Annotated in this window: 15 protein-coding genes; 9 read left to right on the top strand and 6 right to left on the bottom strand. The window is 69.3% G+C overall.

Annotated elements, in window-relative coordinates:
* Positions 1 to 235: 235 nt before the first annotated feature.
* Complete coding sequence (locus ACOJUJ_RS12205) at positions 236 to 1,054, bottom strand: DUF72 domain-containing protein (protein WP_420127156.1); 819 nt, start codon at positions 1,052 to 1,054, stop codon at positions 236 to 238.
* 281 nt (positions 1,055 to 1,335) lie between these two features.
* Here ACOJUJ_RS12205 and ACOJUJ_RS12210 point away from each other — a divergent pair, with 281 nt between their 5' ends.
* On the top strand, positions 1,336 to 1,566 hold the full coding sequence (locus ACOJUJ_RS12210) for a hypothetical protein (RefSeq protein WP_420127157.1): 231 nt from the start codon (positions 1,336 to 1,338) through the stop codon (positions 1,564 to 1,566).
* Between the two features lie 333 nt (positions 1,567 to 1,899).
* Positions 1,900 to 2,988 (top strand): N-acetylmuramoyl-L-alanine amidase, encoded by a 1,089-nt coding sequence (locus ACOJUJ_RS12215; RefSeq protein WP_420127158.1) that lies wholly within the window; start codon positions 1,900 to 1,902, stop codon positions 2,986 to 2,988.
* A gap of 316 nt (positions 2,989 to 3,304) precedes the next feature.
* Here ACOJUJ_RS12215 and ACOJUJ_RS12220 read toward each other — a convergent pair whose 3' ends face one another.
* A complete protein-coding gene (locus ACOJUJ_RS12220) occupies positions 3,305 to 5,110 on the bottom strand; it encodes an ABC transporter ATP-binding protein (RefSeq protein ID WP_420127159.1) in 1,806 nt (601 codons plus the stop codon).
* Positions 5,111 to 5,230: 120 nt separating this feature from the next.
* On the opposite strand from ACOJUJ_RS12220, the gene ACOJUJ_RS12225 reads away from it, so the two are divergent.
* The 3 genes from ACOJUJ_RS12225 (at position 5,231) to ACOJUJ_RS12235 (ending at position 7,974) form a co-directional block, all read left to right on the top strand.
* A complete protein-coding gene (locus ACOJUJ_RS12225) occupies positions 5,231 to 5,704 on the top strand; it encodes a hypothetical protein (RefSeq protein WP_420127160.1) in 474 nt (157 codons plus the stop codon).
* 102 nt (positions 5,705 to 5,806) lie between these two features.
* Complete coding sequence (locus ACOJUJ_RS12230) at positions 5,807 to 7,051, top strand: L,D-transpeptidase family protein (RefSeq protein WP_420127161.1); 1,245 nt, start codon at positions 5,807 to 5,809, stop codon at positions 7,049 to 7,051.
* 548 nt (positions 7,052 to 7,599) lie between these two features.
* Positions 7,600 to 7,974, top strand: a complete 375-nt coding sequence (locus ACOJUJ_RS12235) for a hypothetical protein (RefSeq protein WP_420127162.1) — start codon at positions 7,600 to 7,602, stop codon at positions 7,972 to 7,974.
* 161 nt (positions 7,975 to 8,135) lie between these two features.
* Here the strand turns inward: ACOJUJ_RS12235 and ACOJUJ_RS12240 are convergent, their stop codons facing one another.
* The gene (locus ACOJUJ_RS12240; protein ID WP_420127163.1) at positions 8,136 to 9,038 is read right to left on the bottom strand and encodes a c-type cytochrome; all 903 of its coding nucleotides are present in this window, start codon (positions 9,036 to 9,038) and stop codon (positions 8,136 to 8,138) included.
* Between the two features lie 377 nt (positions 9,039 to 9,415).
* Entirely contained in the window at positions 9,416 to 9,943 is a 528-nt protein-coding gene (locus ACOJUJ_RS12245; RefSeq protein ID WP_420127164.1) for a MarR family winged helix-turn-helix transcriptional regulator, read from the bottom strand.
* Between the two features lie 186 nt (positions 9,944 to 10,129).
* Here ACOJUJ_RS12245 and ACOJUJ_RS12250 point away from each other — a divergent pair, with 186 nt between their 5' ends.
* The 3 genes from ACOJUJ_RS12250 (at position 10,130) to ACOJUJ_RS12260 (ending at position 12,250) form a co-directional block, all read left to right on the top strand.
* Complete coding sequence (locus ACOJUJ_RS12250; RefSeq protein ID WP_420127165.1) at positions 10,130 to 10,654, top strand: GNAT family N-acetyltransferase; 525 nt, start codon at positions 10,130 to 10,132, stop codon at positions 10,652 to 10,654.
* Positions 10,655 to 10,690: 36 nt separating this feature from the next.
* A complete protein-coding gene (locus ACOJUJ_RS12255) occupies positions 10,691 to 11,173 on the top strand; it encodes a cupin domain-containing protein (protein WP_420127166.1) in 483 nt (160 codons plus the stop codon).
* A gap of 141 nt (positions 11,174 to 11,314) precedes the next feature.
* A complete protein-coding gene (locus ACOJUJ_RS12260; RefSeq protein ID WP_420127167.1) occupies positions 11,315 to 12,250 on the top strand; it encodes a TIGR01777 family oxidoreductase in 936 nt (311 codons plus the stop codon).
* A 237-nt stretch (positions 12,251 to 12,487) separates the two neighbouring features.
* Here the strand turns inward: ACOJUJ_RS12260 and ACOJUJ_RS12265 are convergent, their stop codons facing one another.
* Positions 12,488 to 13,042, bottom strand: a complete 555-nt coding sequence (locus ACOJUJ_RS12265) for a TetR/AcrR family transcriptional regulator (protein ID WP_420127168.1) — start codon at positions 13,040 to 13,042, stop codon at positions 12,488 to 12,490.
* 105 nt (positions 13,043 to 13,147) lie between these two features.
* Between ACOJUJ_RS12265 and ACOJUJ_RS12270 the strand changes: the two genes are divergently transcribed.
* Positions 13,148 to 13,525, top strand: a complete 378-nt coding sequence (locus ACOJUJ_RS12270; RefSeq protein ID WP_420127169.1) for a VOC family protein — start codon at positions 13,148 to 13,150, stop codon at positions 13,523 to 13,525.
* A gap of 72 nt (positions 13,526 to 13,597) precedes the next feature.
* Here the strand turns inward: ACOJUJ_RS12270 and ACOJUJ_RS12275 are convergent, their stop codons facing one another.
* Entirely contained in the window at positions 13,598 to 14,335 is a 738-nt protein-coding gene (locus ACOJUJ_RS12275) for a hypothetical protein (protein WP_420127170.1), read from the bottom strand.
* Positions 14,336 to 14,368: the final 33 nt, after the last annotated feature.

Consider the following 14,368-nt stretch of genomic DNA (forward strand, 5'->3'; position numbering starts at 1 on the left):
ACGATTTTCACGCGGAGGCGCGGAGAAAACAGAAGAGGCGCGGAGGGAACGCCCAAAACGCCTCCGCGCCTCATCAGTTCCTCCGCGCCTCCGCGTGATGCTTTTCCGTCGTTCCTCTGATTGCACAACGAACTGCGAGAAACGGTATCACGATCATCTTTGACCCGCGGCACGTTCCCGAACGGCATCGACCATCAACCCTGCCGCCCCACGGGTCTCCTGCCGCTCTGCCGAATCAGAACAGCGAGATCTGCTCGCCCAGGGTAGCGGGGTCGGTGGGGCGCTGGCCCATCAGCGACTGCAGCTCGCGGGCGTTGGCGGGGCTGTGGCCGGCAAAGTGGTTGTTGAAGTAGCCGTACACGTCCGTTCCCAGCGCCGCGCGGCGCAGCACCTCGGCCCATTCGTGGATCTCGCCCGAGCGGTCGAACTGCAGGTGCGAGTAGTCGGTGATGTCGCGGTTGGGGCCCATCCACCGGATGTAGTGAAAGTCCGCCGTGGGCCGCTCAGCCAGCTCCGTCATCGTTTCCCGCGGAATCCACTTGCCGTCGCTCAGGGCCAGCGCCGTCCCCTGCTCCGCCAGCAGGGCCAGCAGATCCGGCAGCACGTCCGGCCGCATCCACCGGTTCTGCCGCACCTCCAGCGCGAACCGCAGCTCCCGCGGCAGGCCGCGGACAAAGCGCTCCAGAAAGGTGAACTCGTCCGGCACAAAGTCCGGCCCCATCTGAATCAGGATCGGCCCCAGCCGCGGGCCCAGCTCGCGCGCCGCGTCCAGGAACCGCGCCACCACGTCGTCCGCGTCGCGCAGGCGCCGCTCGTGCGTCACCTCCTGCGGCATCTTGAGGGAAAAAACGAACTCCGCCGGCGTGCGCTGCGCCCACCCGGCGACGACCTTGGCCGAAGGGACTGCGTAGAAGGTGGAGTCCACCTCCACCGTGCCGAACGCGCGCGCGTACATCGACAGGAACTCCGCCGGGCGCGTGCCTTCGGGGTAGAACGGCCCCACCCACGCCGTGTAGTTCCACCCCTGCGTGCCAATGAGGATGCGTCCGGCCATGGGTCAGCTGGGTTCCGTTGGATATGCGACGGTGAACAAAGCGAACTCTCGCGAAGGTTACCGTTTGCGGCCACGGGCGCAAGGCGGCGCGGTGGATGGGGATGATCCCGTCCCGCCATTCACCGCCTCCGCGTGCTGGACGGAAGGCCGCGGTTCCGCGCGGACGAGGGACGCATGATCGTTGGATGCGGGCGGTCTGAAACTCGGAGCGCGGTGCCGCCGTACGGCACTCCCGTCACCGCCGACGCGCACGAACAACGGACGTAAACGGGAGCCTGAACATGAGTGAAAAGAACACCTTCGAGACGATCCTCAAGTGGATCGTGGTCGTCATTCTGGCCTTTGCCGCGCTCAAGGTGCTGCTTGGCGTGCTGGGCATCGCCTTCTTCCTGGGTGGCGTGCTGCTGTTCCGGGTGCTGCCCATCGTGCTGGTGGTGTGGCTGATCGTAAAGGCGGTCGAGTGGCTGCGCAGCGACCGCGGCAGCTCGCCCACCTCGACGCTGGACGTCTGACCCCAGCCGGACGGCGGATGCATGCAAGGCCCCGGGCACCCTGCCCGGGGCCTTTTCGTGCGCCCGGTGGATGGGGATGGGGCAACGCTGCCTCCGTTCGCTGTGGCACGCATGTCCCAACGGGGCCGGAGCACTCCGTCGTCCACATACCTAAATACTGGATAGGGCGAAGGTTAGAATGTAGATTCCTCGTGGCGCATGCGGGAACGCGTGTTGCTCCATCTCCTCACTCCACCCGCGTGACGCGCGACGCTTCCGCGGATCCAGAAATCCAGCGCCCCAACCGGCGCATCCCGCCCGCGCTCCTCGTACCTCAACCCGAGCAGGACCGTCATGAAGATCATCAACCACCGCCTGCACAAGGACGACGGCACTCCGTACCCGTTCCGCACGGTTCCCGGCACCGGCCCGGTCATCAAGCCGCGCTGGCTGGTAATGCACTATACCGCCGACGGTGGTTCGGCCGCCCTCAACTGGTTTGCGTCTCCGGACAACACCAAAAAGGTCTCGGCGCACATCGTGATCGCCCGGGACGGCACCATCACGCAGTGCGTGCCATTCAACCGCAAGGCCAACCACGCGGGCGAGAGCGAGTGGAAAAGCGTGAAGTTCCTCAACGGCCACTCCATCGGCATCGAGATGGTGGGCTACGGCATCGCGGAAGGCGGTCCCGGCAAGTGGAGAGCCGGCGGCAAGAGCGTCCCCGACGACGAGGTGCTGGTCGCCACCCACAAGTTCGGCAAGCCGAAGGGTGGATGGACCCGGTACCCGCAGGCGCAGCTGGACGCCGCGCAGGAGCTGGCAAAGCTGCTGGTGCGGGAGTACGGGCTGGAAGACGTGATCGGTCACGACGACATCTCCCCCGGGCGCAAGCAGGATCCGGGTCCGGCGTTCCCGATGACCACGTTCCGCGCCGCCTGCATGCAGAAGAACGCGGGCCCGATCGGCGATCCCATCCCGGCGCCGCCCGGGCTCAAGCCGATCGATCGGTTCCGGGTAAAGACCACGCTCAACGTGCGCGGCGGCCCTGGCGCCACCAACCCGACGGTCGCCGGCAGCCCGCTGCAGCCGGGCACCGTCGTGCGCGGCGCGCAGGAGCAGGACGGGTGGCGGCGCATCACGGTCGAGGGCGGGATCGCGGCCGGGTGGGTCAAGGCGGAGTTCGTGGATGCGATCCCCGCGGAGCTGTACACCGTCACGGCCAGCAGCCTGAACGTGCGCAGCGGCCCCGGCGCCACCAACGCGACGGTGCCGGGGAGCCCGCTGGCCAAGGACACCGTGGTGCAGGAGCTGGAGGATTCCGGCGAGTGGAAGCGCGTGGTCTCGCTGGGCGCCAGCCAGGTGACCGGCTGGGTCAAGGCCGAGTTCCTCTCGCTGACGGTGATCCAGGTGGACGGCCTGGGCAAGCCGGCGCCGGTGTGAGGTAGTCGGTTTTCGGAGCCAAACCCGGATGAGCGGATCAATCCGCTGCTGGGAAAGCGATAAGCCCCGTTCGGCGACGCTGACGCGTCCCCGAACGGGGCTTCACCTGCTCGGGGCGTCACGGTCCGGCGTGCCGGGGCAGGCCCGGCGGAATCACCGTTGACCCATTCGAACGCAAAACCCCGCACAGTTCGCGGGGGTTTTTCGCCTTTTCAGCCGTGGTTTCCACCCGGCGTGAAACCTCCCCTTTCACCACACCCTCACCATCACACCATCACACCATCACACCATCACACCATCACACCCGTTCACCCCATCACCCGCTCACCCCTTCCCCCGTCTGCACCCGCCAGAGCGCGGCGTACATCCCGCCGGCGCCCACCAGCTCCTCGTGGCGGCCCTGCTCCACGATGCGGCCGCGGTCCATCACGTAGATGCGGTGGGCGTTGCGCACGGTGGAGAGGCGGTGCGCGATGGCGATGGTGGTGCGGTCGCGGCTGATGTGCTCCAGCGAGCGCTGGATGGCGGCCTCGGTCTCGTTGTCCACCGCGCTGGTCGCCTCGTCCAGCACCAGGATGGGCGGGTCCTTCAGGATGGCGCGGGCAATGGCGATGCGCTGCCGCTGCCCGCCGGAAAGCTTCTGTCCCCGCTCGCCCACCACCGTCTCGTACCCCTGCGGCAGCGCGGTGATGAAGTCGTGCGCCTCGGCCAGCCGCGACGCGCGCTCCACCTGCTCGGCCGTGGCGCCGAACGACCCGTAGGCGATGTTCTCGCGCACCGTGCCGGGGAACAGAAACACGTCCTGGCTTACCAGCCCGATCGCCTTGCGCAGGTCGCCCAGCCGCACGGTGCGGATCTCGGCGCCGTCGACGAGCACCGTCCCGGCGTCCAGCTCGTACAGCCGCAGCAGCAGCTTGACCAGCGTGCTCTTGCCCGATCCCGTGGGGCCCACGACCGCCACCGTCTCGCCCGCGGCGATGCGGAGGGAAAAGTCGTGCAGCACCGGCTCGCGGCCGCGGTAGGCGAACGTTACGCCGCGCATCTCCACGTCGCCGCGCACGGTGCCGGCGGGGAGCGGCAGGTGGCCGGGGTGAGCCTCCGCCGGCGTGTCCAGCACGGCGAAGATACGGCGCGACGAGGCCATGGCCCGCTGGTACTGGTCCAGCGTCTCACCCAATCGCGTGAGCGGCCACAGCAGGCGCTGGGTGATGTAGACGAGAAAGCTGTACGTCCCCACCGCCAGCGCGCCGTCCAGTACCTGAAATCCCCCGAACACCAGCGTGCCGGTGAACCCGATCAGGACCAGGATGCGGATAAGCGGAATGAACGCGGCGCTGTAGCGGATGGCGCGGCCGTTGGCGTCGCGGTACGCCTGGCTGTCGTCCCGCACGCGGCGGATCTCGTGCTCCTCGGCCGCGTACGCCTTGATGGTGGTCACGCCGCTCAGGTTGCTGGCCAGCCGCGCGTTCACCGCGCCCGCCTTTTCACGCACGGCGGCGTACAGCGGCTCCAGCGTGCGCTGGTAGCGGATGGACCACCAGACCACGAACGGCATCGGCAGCATGGCCATCCACGCCACCTCCGGCGCCATCACGAAGAAGGTGGCGCCCACGATCAGCACCGTCGTGGTGATCTGGATGATCCCGTTGGCGCCCGTGTCCAAGAACCGTTCCAGCTGGTTCACGTCATCACCCAGCACGCTCATCAGCCCGCCCGTGCTGCGCTCCTCGAAGTAGGCCAGATCCAGGTCCTGCAGGTGCGCGTAGCCCTGCAGCCGCAGGTCGTGCTGAACCGATTGCGCCAGGTTGCGCCACAACACGCCGTACAGGTACTGGAACAGCGACTCCAGCACCCACGCCACAAAGGTGATGGCGGCCAGCACCACCAGCTGCTGCCGCGGATCGGGGAAGCCCCAGCTGGCGATGAGCGATTGCCGGCCGCGCACCACCACGTCCACCGCCACGCCGATCAGCGCCTCGGGCGCCAGGTCGAGCAGCTTGTTCAACACCGAGCACACCGACGCCGCCCACATCTGCCTGCGGTGCGGGCGCGCGGTACGGATCAGCCGGCGCAGCGGATGAACGCCGGTCGCCGCGCCGGCGGGATTGGGTTCGGTCACCATCGATCGGTTCCGGAGGATGCGGGCGCCCGTGCCGCCGCGCCGCATCATACCATCCGCCGCCGCGCGCAAACAACCGTTCGCGGATTGTGGGATGCGGATGCGCCACGTACGATCCATCCCATGCGCATTCCTTCCTGGTCCGACCGCACGCCCGGCACCGGCCGCCTGATCCTGGTGGTGTGCGTCTTCGGCTCGCTGTTCGTCTACCTGGTCTGGGCCGCGTTCATCGGGGGCGACCGGGGCGGCGTGCCGCACCCCGTGGCGGCGGAGTTCCGGCTGGTGCTGGTGGATGGCAAGCCGCCGGGCTCCATCGCGTGCAACTCGCGCCGGCCCGGCGGGCGCATCGTGCTGGGGACGGACGGGCGCTGGTGGATGCGCGTGGTCAGCTGCCGATTACGATACGGGATGGCGACGGGCTACGGCGTCTACCGCTGGTCCGGCGACACCCTGATCCTGGCTCGGCACCACCCGCACCGGGGAGAGATCGTGCAGCACGTCCTGGTGCGGCGCGGCGACACGCTGGACATCACCGGCAGGTACCGGGGAAAGAAGTCCGTCTCCCGCTACGTCCGCGTCCCCCCGGCGCGGCCCTGACGGCGGCGCCGCCGAAACATCGCCCCCGCGCGGCGGGTACGCGGATTGCCCGGATCATCTCCGGAAGCACCGGATCCGGTTAACCCGCAGTCCCGCAGCATCATGCGCATCATCAACCCTGTCCTTCGCCGCGCCGGCACGCTGGCGCTGGTGGCGGCAGCCTTCGCGTCGGCGCAGCTGGACGCGCAGTCGCGCCCCCGCCCCCGCCGCGACGAGCCCAGCCGCCCCACGCGCCCATCCGACACGCGCCCCTCGCAGACGCGGCCCCAGGCGCAGCGTCCGCAGACCGCGGCCGCCAACCCGCTGGCGCGCGTGCGCTCGGCGGCGCTGGCGCGGGGCGGCTACGCGGTGGTGGTAGACCTGGACGTGAACCGGCTGTACTTCGCCAGGGGGCGGCGGGTGCTGTGGTCCGCGGCGGTGGGCACGGGGACGGGGATGCGGCTGGAGAACGGCCGCGGCGAGTGGGACTTCTCTACCCCCACCGGCACCTTCCACGTCACCTTCAAGGACATCGAGCCGGACTGGATCGCGCCGGACTGGTACTTTCTGGAGAACGGCCTGCGCGTGCCGGGACCTGATTCCGACGCTCGGCGCTTTCCGCGCGGGCTGGGTGCCGCGGCGGTCTTCATCGGCCAGGGGCTGGCCATTCACGGCACCGACAAGCCGGAGCTGCTGGGGCAGCGCGTGTCGCACGGCTGCATTCGCCTGGCCAACGCCGACGCGCTGCGGCTGTTCCACAACGTGCAGGTGGGAACGGAGATCATCATCGTCGGCGGACGCAATGTCGAGCCGGCCCCGCCGCCGCGCCCCACCTCCACCTCCGCGCGCCGCGGCGGCCCGCCCCCGCGCGACCCGCTGATCGTGGAGCTGGAGGGGGAGCACACGTACGACCTGCTGGAACGGCTGGACGACGAGCTGTTTGCCGCCGTCGCGGCCCGCGGCACGTCGGCGCGGTGGCACCAGGTGGCCAGCGTGCTGCTGCTGCGCGGCACCAAGGACGATGACGACGACGCGCTTACCGGCGTGCTGTCGCGGGTGACGGAGCTGGGCACCGGCCCGCTGCGCGACGAGTACGCCACCTTCCTGGCCGACGCCTTCAACCAGGGTCCGCTGCGCACGCTGGAGGCGATGGCGGCGCTGGAGCGCGACACGCGCACGGTCGTGGCGCGCGCCATCGTGGAAAGCAGCCTGGGCCTGTATCCCGGCGATCCGAACAGTGTAAGCGCGCCCTGGCCCACGCGCCGCGCCCCCCGCACCGCCGTCCGCCGCACCGCGCAGCGTGCCTGGGACGCCCTGCAGACCGCCGAGGGTGCCTACCGCGAGCGCACGGGCCTGGCGTCCCGGTAGAGGGCCCACGGCCGCGACGCCGGCGAGAGCGGCTGAGATGTTACGCTGTCCGCCCGCGCGGACCGTCGCCGCGGCTCCGGAGCGCACATCGAGTCATGCGGACCCCGACGATCGAGTCCTCCGCCGAGTTCGGGCCGGCCCTCCGTTGGAATGCCGCCCGGTTGCGAGCACGTAGCTGACGCCCCGCGCGGTACACAGGCGTTCCGTGTTCTATCCGCGTCACGCCCGTCCCCCGCGTCGCCCGGACGGAATCAGGGTTGTCTCCTACCAAATCTCGCTGATCATTGTGCACCCGACTTGTCTCACACGGGGTCAACGGGGTCCACGGTTTTGATCTTTACCGTTGACCCCGTTGACCCGTGTGAGATATCGGTTCCAGGGGTGCAGCCAGTGTTCACCCGGATTCGCCACGAGTGCACAACGAACCGCGAGAAACGGGTATCAGGGTCTGGATCCGCTCTGAAGAGCCCCACAGGTTTGACAGAACATCCGTTTGGCGCCATCATGATCGAATAATCTGTTCCACCATCTTTCCACAGGAGTGAGCAATGTCATCCAATCCTTCGCCCCAGTACGTCGCGCGCATGCTTCTCCCGGCTGGCGGCGCGAACGCATGGACGCAGATCATGCAGGGCGCGGCTCCCGTTCCGGACCAGCTCGACACCGGGTCTCCGATCGTGATGGCGTGGGCGCGTTTCGACGACGGAACGCAGGTCGCGGGCGGCGTCTACAAGTCCGACACGCCGACCGACTACAACGTCAAGTTCATGTGGGTTCTGGACGCGAACGGCAACCAGTATCCCGGCTGGCCCCTCGACGTCAGTGATCACGAAGACTTTTCCACGGGCGCGTACTACTTTGGGCTTCCGCAAGATGAGGATCCGGAAACCTATCTGCTTAACGTGGTCGAAGCCGAGCAGTAAAAGCAGGGCGCCCGATCATTCCGCCAGCTTGCCCGTACGCGAGTGTACCTCGCGGGAATCGCGGCAGTCACGGTGGCGGCGGGTCAGCACAAACAAGACAAACCGCGGCGAGCCTGGTGCTCGCCGCGGTTTTCTGTTGGCCGGACTCGATTCGCCGCCGCTCAGCTCCTGGCGGCGGACTGCACGGGCGGCACGGTCTTCAGGTACAGCCAGATGGCGTGCAGCTCGTCGTCGGTGTGGCGAGCCATGGAGCGCCACGGCATGAAGTCCAGCAGTTTGCTGCCGTCCGGGCGCGTGCCGGTGCGCAGGACGCGGGTAAAGTCCGCCTCGCTCCAGCGGCCCATCGGCCCGGCCGGGGTGATGTTGGCGGACGCGGGCTCGCCGGGCGCATGGCCGGGGGCGCCGGCCAGGTCCGGCCCGTGGCAGCCGCGGCAGCCGCCCACGCTCACCAGATACTCGCCGTACTCGCGGGTGGGCCCCACCGGCGGCACGCTGGCCCGCGACGCCGGCGGCTTGCCGTGGTCGATGCGCGCTGCGGGGATCAGCGGCGCGCCGAACGTCACCAGCCCGCGGCCGATCGGGCCCAGCTTCGTCTTCGGCAGCTCGCGGTCCACCGGGGGGATGGTGCGCAGGTAGGCGATGATGGCCGCCACGTCCGCATCCCCCAGGTACTGGTACTCGTCGGAGGGCATGATGACCAGTCCGCGGCCGTCAGTGCGCACGCCGTGGCGGATAGCGGTTTCCAGCTGCGCGTCGGTGTAGCGAGCCAGGATGCCGCCCTTGCCCGCCGTCAGGTTGCTGGCGCTCACGGTGCCCATGGGGCCGGGCTCGATGAAGACCTTGCCGCCCAGGTCGGCCGTGTGGCAGTCGGTGCACTTGGCCACCGCCGTCGCCAGGTGCTCGCCGCGCGCAATCTGCGCCGGGTCCTTCGTTACATTCAGCGGCGAGACCGTCGCGACGTCGTACGTCCTGCGCATCCTGGACTCGCTGACGCCAAACACCACGGCGACCAGCAGCACGATGACAGCAACAAGGCCGAGCGCAATGCGCTTGATCCACTTCATGGGATGAGCTCCGGGGGATGCCGATCGGGCGGGACGGCGCACGGCGGAGTGCCGGGCCGGGAAGACTGCGGATGCAGACGCGCGAGGAAAGCTGCTACGTCGTCAGGAGGCACAGGATAATCGCGGGTTCCCCCATCGTCAAGAAAAATCCGATGGGCGATTTCCGGCTTCGACGAAGGCTCATCCACCTGGCGCCAGCACATTTGCGAGGTCCACCCGCGTCGCCGTGCCCGCACCCTCTCCCACGGTGGAGAGGGCTCTTGCCACCCAAGCTACCGGGCGTCGGCGCGGACGGCATGGGTCAGGTTACCCACTCGGGGATCGTGGAGCGGTACGGAGCGGCGGCGGTACGGCATGGTGTGTAACGAAGGGGATGCTCAGCGCTGAGACAGTTCGGCGGCCAGGCGTTCGGCGCGCCGTTCGGCGTCGCGGCGGTCGTCGGCCAGGCAGCTGTCTTCCAGCGCCTCCAGAAGCTCCAGCAGTGCGCGGCGGTCCTTTTTGCCCATGCCGGAGACGGCGCGCCGCATGCGGTCGCCCAGCCCGGGCTGCGCGGCCACGGCCACCTCTTGGCCCGCGGGGGTGAGCGCGGCCACGCGCGCGCGGCGGTCGCCGGGAACGTCGCGGCGCTCCACCAGCCCGCGCGCCTCCAGCCGGCTCACCAGGTACGTGGCTCCGCCGCTGGATACGCGCACGCGCCGCCGCACCTGGCCCACACTCAGCGGCCCTTTGCGGCGCAGCGTGTCCAGCACCTCCAGCTCGGCGATGCTCAGCCCGTGGCGCGCCGCCTCTTCGCCGGCGGCGGTGGCAAGGGCGGCATGGGCGCGGTCCAGCGCCCGCCACAGCTTGAGTGGCAGGGCGCCGGTATCGCGCTCCGAAGGCGGGTTTTCGCGGATTCGATCAGCCATTGCTCAGTACTAAGCTACACGCTCGCCGGTCTGCATCCAAGCGTGTTGATCCACGCCGTTCGGCGCGCGCGGAAGCATCGTCCATGTGCCGGGTACGGTGCACCAGCCCATGATCCCTCTCCCTCGACGCGAAACGACGTTGTGGCTCAACCTCCTTCTGCCGAACAACTCCCCGCTGGCGCGGTGTTGGCGGACGACCTCATCGAGCTTCGCCTGCTGCGCGTCCTGCATCCCGCCAATCCGGCCGCGCGCCCGCCGGAAGCACGGTTCCTCGCGCCGGCACTGGAGTATCGCTTCGCCATCCACCGGCTGTCGGACGGCCTTCGCGTGGGCCGCATCCATCTGCGCGTCACGGACGATCCGCTCATCCTGCGCGCCCTTGGCCACGCGGGCTATGCGGTGGACGAGGCGCATCGCCGGAACGGGTACGCCGGGCGCGCCGTCCGGCTCATTGCGAGCCTGGCGCGGCTCTGTGGCGTGTCGCCGCTCTGGGTGCTCATCGAGCCGGACAACGTCGCTTCGCGCAAGACGGTCGAGCGTGCCGGCTTCAACCTGGTCGACACGGTCGATACGCTGCCGGAGGGTATGGCGCTGGGCCTGGGCCCGCGCGTCTGCCGCTACACCATCCGCCACGGACGACCGCGGCCGCCGCCCACACCCGCACGTCGACCGAAATCCTTTGCGGCCCGGCGGCGGCGCGACGTACTTTGAACCTTGGCCACCTTCGCACTTTCGCACTCCCCCACCGTGCAACGCGCCCAGGAGCTCATCCGCGCCCTCCGCCTGCAGCCGCACCCGGAGGGCGGACACTACCGCGAGATCCACCGGTCCACGCTGGGCGTGCACCCGGACGACGGCCGGCGTGCCCGCAGCGCGCTCACGCTGATCTACTTTCTGCTGGACGCGCACGGCCACAGCCGCTGGCACCGTGTGATGTCTGACGAAACGTGGCACTACGTGGAGGGCGCGCCGCTGGAGCTGTTCCGGGTGGACGCGGCGCTGGGCGAGTGTGAGCGGATGCTGGTGGGCGCGCTGGCGGACGGCGCGGAGCCGGCGCGCGTGATCCCCGCCGGGCACTGGCAGGCCGCGCGCACCACGGGCAGCTACACGCTGGTCTCCTGCGCCGTAGGCCCGGGCTTCGACTTTGCCGACTTTGCCATGCTGGCCGACCATCCCACCGAAGCGGAGCAGCTGCGGCGCCGCTTTCCCGGCGTGGCGTCGCTGGTCTGACGACGCGCCCATCCATCGTACTGGCAACCGTCGTACGGGGGATCATCGTCATCGCCGGTGCGGATGATGCGAAGGCGGCGGTGACGTGGCCTCACCTGGCGCAGGGAGAGGCAGGGAACGGGCACCCGGGGGATCAGGACGATGGCGGACGCCGGCTCAACATCCACCGCCAACGCGCCCATGCGCGTGGCGGTCAGCGGAAGCACGGGTCTCATCGGCGGCGCGCTGGTGGAGCGGCTGCGGCGCGAGGGGCACACCGTCGCGCGGCTGGTGCGCTCCGCGAAGAACGCCGGCGCGGGCGACATCGCGTGGGATCCGGACGCCGGGACCATCGACCGGGCCGCGCTGGAGGGCGTGGACGCGGTGGTGCACCTGGCCGGCGAGAACGTGGGGACACGCTGGACGGAGGAGAAAAAGCGCCGCATCCGCGACAGCCGCATCAAGGGCACGCGCCTGATCTCCGAAACCATCTCACGGCTGGCCCGCCCGCCGCGCGTGCTGGTGCAGGCCTCCGCCACCGGCTTCTACGGCGATCGCGGGGACGAGGCGCTGGACGAAGCGTCGGCACCGGGCGCCGGCTTTCTGGCGGAGGTGGTGCGCGACTGGGAGGGCGCGTCGGGGCTCGCCGAGTCCGCGGGGATCCGCGTGGTCAAGCTGCGCATTGGCGTGGTGCTGGCGCCAAAAGGCGGGGCGCTTGAGAAGCTGCTGCTGCCGTTCCGCATGGGCGTGGGGGGGCGGATGGGCACCGGCCGGCAGTGGATGCCCTGGATCTCGCTGGACGACGGGGTAGAGGTCATTCTGCGCGCCATCCGCGACGAACGGCTGCGCGGCCCGGTGAACGCCATCGCCGGCTCCGTCCGCAACGCCGACTTTACCGAGGCGCTGGGCCGCGCGCTCCACCGCCCCACGCTGTTCCCCATCCCCTCGTTCGGCATGCGGGCCATCATGGGCGAGATGGCGGACGAGGCGCTGCTCGCCAGCCAGCGCGCCGAACCCGCCCGCCTGCGCGAGATCGGCCACGTCTTCCATCACCCCACCCTCGACATCGCCCTGGCCGCCGCGCTGCGAAACGGCTGAGCGCACATCGTCCCTCGGACGCAATCCGGCCCCGTGCATCTTCCCGATGCGCCGGGCCGGCTGTCTTCCCCTGAAGGTCAACCTACCACGCGCCCCCGCCTGTCATTTCGAAGGCGGCGCCGCGCAAACCTGTCCTCCACTTCGGTCTCTGGCGCCGACCGAGAAATGTACTGTCGGAGGCTCGTGGCCCGTTCGGCACGACGTGGCTTGCGGATGGTTGTCTCCGCCTGGGAGGCGCTACACCGGTCCCAGCACCTGCCGCATCAGGTGGGGGATGTCGGCGGCGGGAAGCGGGTTCGCGGTCATCAGCCGGCGGTAGAAGATCGGCCCGGAGAGCGCCAGCGCCGCGAGTTCCGGATCCAGGTGCGCGGGCAACTCCCCCGCCTGGATCCCTTTGCGGATGACGTCCGTCAGCGCCGCGCGGCGGCAGTCGCTGTACTGGTGCAGAAACCCGGCAACCTCCGGATGGCGCTCCGCGGCCTCGATCAGCCCCGGGATGCACGCGGACAGCAGCGAATCCGAAAGCACGCCGGCCAGGTGCTCCAGCAGCCGCTCGATCCGTGCGCGAGCGGATCCCATCTCGAGTTCGGCGTCGGGCTGGCGATTCAGCCCTTCAAGCGCATCCCGCAGCAAGGCCAGTTTCGTAGGCCAATACCGATAGACCGTGCTCTTGGCGACGCCCGCTGCCTCCGCGACCCCCTCCATCGTGAAGTTCGCGAAGCCGCCAGCCGCCAGCACGGCTAGCGCCGCGGGGAGCACGGCATCCCGGGTCCGCTGAATACGAGGATCCATGACGACCAAGCTAATCGCGGAAGGCAGACTTGTAAAACGACACCGTTTCACTTAGGATGTAGAACGGCAGCGTTTCACATCTCTGCGAAACCTGGAGGAACCCTTATGGCAGCCATCCGCTACATCGTCCACGACGTGGAGCGAGCGATCGGATTCTACCGAGATCTCCTGGGCTTCACGGTCGAGATGCACCCGGCGCCGGGATTCGCCGCGCTGTCGCGGGAGGATCTGCGGCTCTACCTGAACGCGCCGGGCGCCGGGGGCGCCGGTCAGGCAGGAGGCGCGCCGCAACCGGGTGGCTGGAACCGGTTTCAGCTGGAGGTGGCGGACCTGGACGCGCTCGTAGATTCGCTCCGACGGGCCGGAGCCAGCTTTCGCGGCGATCGCGTGGAGGGCCAGGGTGGCGCGCAGATCCTGGTGGAAGATCCCTCCGCCAACGTGGTAGAGCTGTTCCAGCCCAGAGCCCGTCCCGCGGCTGCGTAGGAAAGCCGATCAGACGAAGCGCGGGGGAAGGCATCTGCCCTCCCCCACTTTTCTGCTCTCCACCGATGCGGTTCAATCGGCCGGATCACCGCCCGAGCCCACGGGTTCCGGACGATCCGCAAGGACCAGGCGCAACTCGGCGCTGCCACGCGCCATCTGCTCCGCGGGTGTCGTGTTGTACAGGTACCATTCGCGGCCGTCACCCTCCGTAAAGGAAAGATCCAGCAGATACCTTCCCAGCCAGACGTGCGACGGTGACGTACCCGCAACGTGCAGGCACCACGGATCGCCCGGGACCAGTGGAGGGCCGCCACGCACCCATCCGGGCGCGCCGAGTGTGCAGAACGGAAGGTGCTCGCGCGGAAACACGTCCTCGTACACTGCGCCGTGGTCCGCGGGGTCGCGCTGGTAGAACGGGCGGGGGCGGTAGTGAAGCTCCCGCACACCCAGGCGGCACCTCAGGTCGATCTCCAGCTTTGATGCGGTGCCCGGCCACACGATGATCTGCCGAACGTCCTTCTCCCCGCCGGGCAGGTGGATGCGGAGCGGCACCACCTGCTCCGAAAGCGCATAGCCCAGCAGCGCCAGCCCCAGTGCGCGATATCCCTCGCGCGCCGTGGTGATCACGGCGCAGTCGATGACGATCGCGTCGCCGCCGGGCCGCCGCCAGCCAGGCACCACCCGCATGCTGGCGGTGTGGAACTCTTTCGGCAACGGCAGCGTCTCGCGCGTGAACCGCACCTTCCGGCGCTGTCCCTCCGCCCGGTGCGGCAGCGTGAACTGCGCCGCCCAGGCTAGCAGGTCCGTCATCCTTGCGTTCCGTTCAGCGGTAGCTGTTCGCCC

Origin of the sequence: Longimicrobium sp. (genome assembly GCF_048594345.1) — a bacterium.
GTDB lineage: Bacteria > Gemmatimonadota > Gemmatimonadetes > Longimicrobiales > Longimicrobiaceae > Longimicrobium.

Coding starts and splice junctions, on each gene's coding strand:
- ACOJUJ_RS12265 (WP_420127168.1), bottom strand. CDS start 13,042: ATGGATCCTCGTATTCAGCGGACCCGGGATGCCGTGCTCCCCGCGGCG.
- ACOJUJ_RS12235 (WP_420127162.1), top strand. CDS start 7,600: ATGTCATCCAATCCTTCGCCCCAGTACGTCGCGCGCATGCTTCTCCCG.
- ACOJUJ_RS12215 (WP_420127158.1), top strand. CDS start 1,900: ATGAAGATCATCAACCACCGCCTGCACAAGGACGACGGCACTCCGTAC.
- ACOJUJ_RS12275 (WP_420127170.1), bottom strand. CDS start 14,335: ATGACGGACCTGCTAGCCTGGGCGGCGCAGTTCACGCTGCCGCACCGG.
- ACOJUJ_RS12220 (WP_420127159.1), bottom strand. CDS start 5,110: ATGGTGACCGAACCCAATCCCGCCGGCGCGGCGACCGGCGTTCATCCG.
- ACOJUJ_RS12270 (WP_420127169.1), top strand. CDS start 13,148: ATGGCAGCCATCCGCTACATCGTCCACGACGTGGAGCGAGCGATCGGA.
- ACOJUJ_RS12225 (WP_420127160.1), top strand. CDS start 5,231: ATGCGCATTCCTTCCTGGTCCGACCGCACGCCCGGCACCGGCCGCCTG.
- ACOJUJ_RS12240 (WP_420127163.1), bottom strand. CDS start 9,038: ATGAAGTGGATCAAGCGCATTGCGCTCGGCCTTGTTGCTGTCATCGTG.
- ACOJUJ_RS12245 (WP_420127164.1), bottom strand. CDS start 9,943: ATGGCTGATCGAATCCGCGAAAACCCGCCTTCGGAGCGCGATACCGGC.
- ACOJUJ_RS12230 (WP_420127161.1), top strand. CDS start 5,807: ATGCGCATCATCAACCCTGTCCTTCGCCGCGCCGGCACGCTGGCGCTG.
- ACOJUJ_RS12260 (WP_420127167.1), top strand. CDS start 11,315: ATGGCGGACGCCGGCTCAACATCCACCGCCAACGCGCCCATGCGCGTG.
- ACOJUJ_RS12210 (WP_420127157.1), top strand. CDS start 1,336: ATGAGTGAAAAGAACACCTTCGAGACGATCCTCAAGTGGATCGTGGTC.
- ACOJUJ_RS12205 (WP_420127156.1), bottom strand. CDS start 1,054: ATGGCCGGACGCATCCTCATTGGCACGCAGGGGTGGAACTACACGGCG.